This window comes from Candidatus Binatia bacterium, assembly GCA_029248525.1.
In the GTDB taxonomy this organism is placed as follows: Bacteria; Desulfobacterota; Binatia; order UBA12015; family UBA12015; genus UBA12015.
The window spans coordinates 1-3621 of sequence record JAQWJE010000005.1 but is presented as its reverse complement, the minus strand read 5'-3'; the positions used below and the strand labels follow the sequence as shown (position 1 = coordinate 3621).

Genomic DNA, 3621 nt, shown 5'->3' with positions numbered 1-3621 from the left:
GAATCTCCAGCAGATGGCGCACCTCGCTCAGGTTGCCATAGTTCCATTGCATGACGAAGGCGGTATTGGTCTGGGCGGGGTCGTCGCAGAGGCCGGCGGTATCGTTACGCGTCGTTCCATAGGCGATGGGCATATGTTCTCCGCCATCAAAGCGGGCGGTCAGACCGTTGGACGTACATTTCCAGCCTGAGACAAGGCCCACGCCACTTTGCACCGAACCCTGAGCGGGAATCTCGAGGTTGCCCACACTGGCGTGGACGTTGGAAGTCCCCATCAGTCCAACCAGACCTGCAAACACGATCCCGGCGATTCGATTCCCGACGATTCCCATCATAAACTCGACTCCTTCCGGAGACTGCCAAAACCGATCATCGACCCGGTTCCCGCCAGAGCCAATTCCCGGCCCGGCGACCAGTCCCCCCACACCAGAGGCTAGTGAATCACACTTGCGCAGGTCAAATCACCCACCAACGCCCCGAACCGTCGATCTGAGCGCCGAAATAGCGCAGATGCCGTGCGAAAGGACTGCCACCCCCAACAACACCGGCCCTCTCGCCGATGCGAGAGGGCCGGGAAGGCTTCCGGTTGAAGGATCCGTGGCCCGCCCCCCCGACTCACGTTGATTCCGGAGGGCGAATATCAGGCGCTAATCCGTGATGAACGCAATCGCTTCGTCCCGGAAATTCGCGGCCTTGGGACCAATCACCCGGGTCCCGTTCCAGCCCGCATTCACCCCGATGACATAGCCCTTTTCACCCGAGGCGCACCGGTTGTTGTCATCCGCCGGGCAGTAGTAGAACGGGCCACCCGAATGGCCCCCCGCCGAATCGATCTTCAGCCGCAGGGACTTGCGATAGACCGAGGCGATCTCCTCGCGTTCGACGACATGGTAGAGTTCAATGCCGCCCGCGAGTTCGCAGCCCTCAAGGAAGCCCGGGAAGCCCAGATTGTGAACTCGATCGAGGTCGCGCAAGGTGCTGTTGCCCGCCTGCGAGAGCTGCATGTCGTTTACTGTGCCGCTCCACGACCCCCTGAGCTCCAGGATCGCCCAATCATCGTTGAAATCATTTCCGCCGCCGTCACCGGATCCTCCCCGGTACCCGCTGGTGAAATCGATGTCCGCGACATTGCGACAATCGCTGCTCCAGTCGTATCCATCATAGCGGCAAACAGATATGTCGCGATTCGCGATGGGGTCGTTATCGTCATCACTCACGCAATGAGCCGATGTCAGAATCGAATCGTCGGTCAGAATCGTACCCGTGCAGATCGTATCGACGGTCGACGAGAAGTTCCACACCTTGACCGTCGTGTCCTGACGGTCCGTGAGGGTTCCCGTTTTCTCGGTGCGGTCCTCGTCTTCCCAGACCCACGTCTTGCTGGTGTTGCCATTCGGGTCCGTGCAAGTATCCTTCGTCCAACTGCTGGGGTACCATTCCACCACGGATCCGACGGGATACTCGTCGCCAAGCGGCTCGTTCTCAGGTGCGCTGTCCGGCAGACTGTCCCGCTCCAGCTCGTCTTCACCCGGAAGGCGCATCGCCGCCCAGTACGGAGCGTCCACGGCAATCGGCTGCCAGATCCTGCCCTGAGAATCGATCCGGCGACCTGCGGCGAGCTTTTCGGCAGGCGTTCGGAACTTCGGCTCCTGGACCACAAAGCGCTGCGGACCCCGCACCGGTTTCGGTGTATTCGCATAGCGTGCCTGGCCGATATAGCGCCACGTCACCATCTCGCCCGCCACAGCCATCCCGGTATCGAAGTTCCGTGGCAGGGCAAACGACCAGGTACCATCCCGATTGTCCACTTCCTCAAGATTGGCGACATCATCGGCCTCGCGCGCCGCGAGGGCCTCACGACTGAGCACCAGAGTCGGTTCACGAAGCTCCTCGACCGGTAGCGGCTACCGATCCCCGAAGGGTGTTTGGATCGGGCCTGCGGCATCGGCCGTATTCGCGGCGATTGCCATCTCGGGTGTCGCGAGGCTTCCCGCTGACTCGGCGCCGAGCGCCGCTGCTTGTGACAACCCCCCGCGGAATTCGGCCGCGGGACTCGCGCCCGCCAGAGAACCCACCAGGATGGCGCCCATCAGTCCGGCGCCCGACAATTTTTGCATGATTTTCCGATTCATTGTTCTTTCCCCGCATTGTGGACCACCAGAAGGTTTCCGTGGCCTGTTGTTGATGCAGGAACTCAATTGCAGAGATCATGCCAGATCAGAACAGCCTGTTTTTACTATGTATTCGCAATAACACATCTTCTGTAACTGCGGGGCGGTAACCCCTCGTTACCTCCGAGCGGAGCGGAAAGTTACCGAAAAAAATCCCGATTTCATTAGATCTCCACTTTTACTCAACGCCACGTCCACCGCCGTTCTCCACTCTGAGAAGTCAACGAAGCAGAGGAGAGAAAGCATGCGCAGAGAGAAGATTTCCCCAAACCACCGGCCTGAAACCACACCCGGCAAATTCGTCCGCACCCGGATTGCCGCAATCCAGCTGATCGGGGCCTGCCTCCTCGTGGCCTGGGCTGCCGGAGCCGAGGCGAGTGCGGCCAACGAGCTGAGCGGAAATATCCCCGCAGCCCAAAGCGGAGACCCGGCCGGGCTCTCCCGGACGACCGGAGCCGAACCGACTGGAACCGACCGGGCCGAGGCCGAACCGACCGAGGCCGTCGTGCTGCTGAATGCCGTGGAGATCGACAACATCGAGGACGGTCGCCTGCTCTTTCGGACACGGGCCCGGGGCAAATTTATGGCGGGACCGCGGTCGGGGACTCACGCCGAGATCTCCGTGCATGGCCCGATCGTGCGCACCACCGTCACCCAGCGCTTTCACAACCCGACCGACCATTGGCTGGAATCGATCTACGTCTTCCCCTTGCCAGCGGATGCCGCCGTCGACAGCCTGGACGTGCTCGTAGGCGACCGACATATTCGCGGGGAAATCCACGAAAGGCATATGGCGACCCAATTGTATGAGGCCGCCGCCCAAGCCGGGCACGCCGCCGCGATCGTCGAGCGCGTGCGACACGGTGTCTTCCGCAGCAATGTGGCCAACATTCCGCCATCGGCCGAAATCGTTGTGCGGATCTCTTATCAAACCCATGCACATCGAGAAGGCGATCAATGGAGCCTGACGTTCCCTACCGCGCTGCTCCCGCTCACCGATCCCGCGCCAAATACGAGCACAGCCAGTGAGCCGCCGCCCGTCACACCAGGCCGCGCTCACAGTGCCAGGCTGCACGATGGCGTAGCCCATCTGACTGACGACCCCTTTTCCATCGACATCCGGCTTATGCCCGGAGGCCCGGTCGCCGCCATCGACAGCCCGACCCATTCCATCCGCACCGAGGACATTGCTTCGGAAGGGACCGTCACGTGGAGCCCCTCCGGGCAGGAGAGTCACGGCGCTCACGTTGGTCATGTTGGTCACGTTGGTCACACAGGCCACACAGACCATGCGATTCACCGGGGCCACGTCGCCCACCGCATCCAGCTGGACGGGGGCCAAGCTGCCCCGGGCCGCGACTTCCACCTCAACTGGACCGTGCGCGCGGCAAACGAGCCCACGATCGAGGCCTTCCGCGAACGTCTGGACCAACACGACTTCCACCTGCTGG

General features: G+C 61.8%; 4 protein-coding genes. 1 reads left to right on the top strand and 3 read right to left on the bottom strand.

Annotation, left to right across the window (positions count from 1 at the left end):
* The 3 genes from P8K07_00530 to P8K07_00520 form a co-directional block, all read right to left on the bottom strand.
* Window positions 1–334, bottom strand: a 334-nt coding sequence (locus tag P8K07_00530) for a hypothetical protein (GenBank protein ID MDG1957006.1), incomplete at its 3' end; no start/stop codon positions are given.
* Between the two features lie 312 nt (window positions 335–646).
* Complete coding sequence (locus P8K07_00525; protein ID MDG1957005.1) at window positions 647–1867, bottom strand: trypsin-like peptidase domain-containing protein; 1221 nt, start codon at window positions 1865–1867, stop codon at window positions 647–649.
* A gap of 36 nt (window positions 1868–1903) precedes the next feature.
* The gene (locus P8K07_00520; protein ID MDG1957004.1) at window positions 1904–2131 is read right to left on the bottom strand and encodes a hypothetical protein; all 228 of its coding nucleotides are present in this window, start codon (window positions 2129–2131) and stop codon (window positions 1904–1906) included.
* A gap of 283 nt (window positions 2132–2414) precedes the next feature.
* Between P8K07_00520 and P8K07_00515 the strand changes: the two genes are divergently transcribed.
* Window positions 2415–3621: VIT domain-containing protein (locus P8K07_00515; protein MDG1957003.1), on the top strand; the 1207-nt coding region annotated here is incomplete at its 3' end.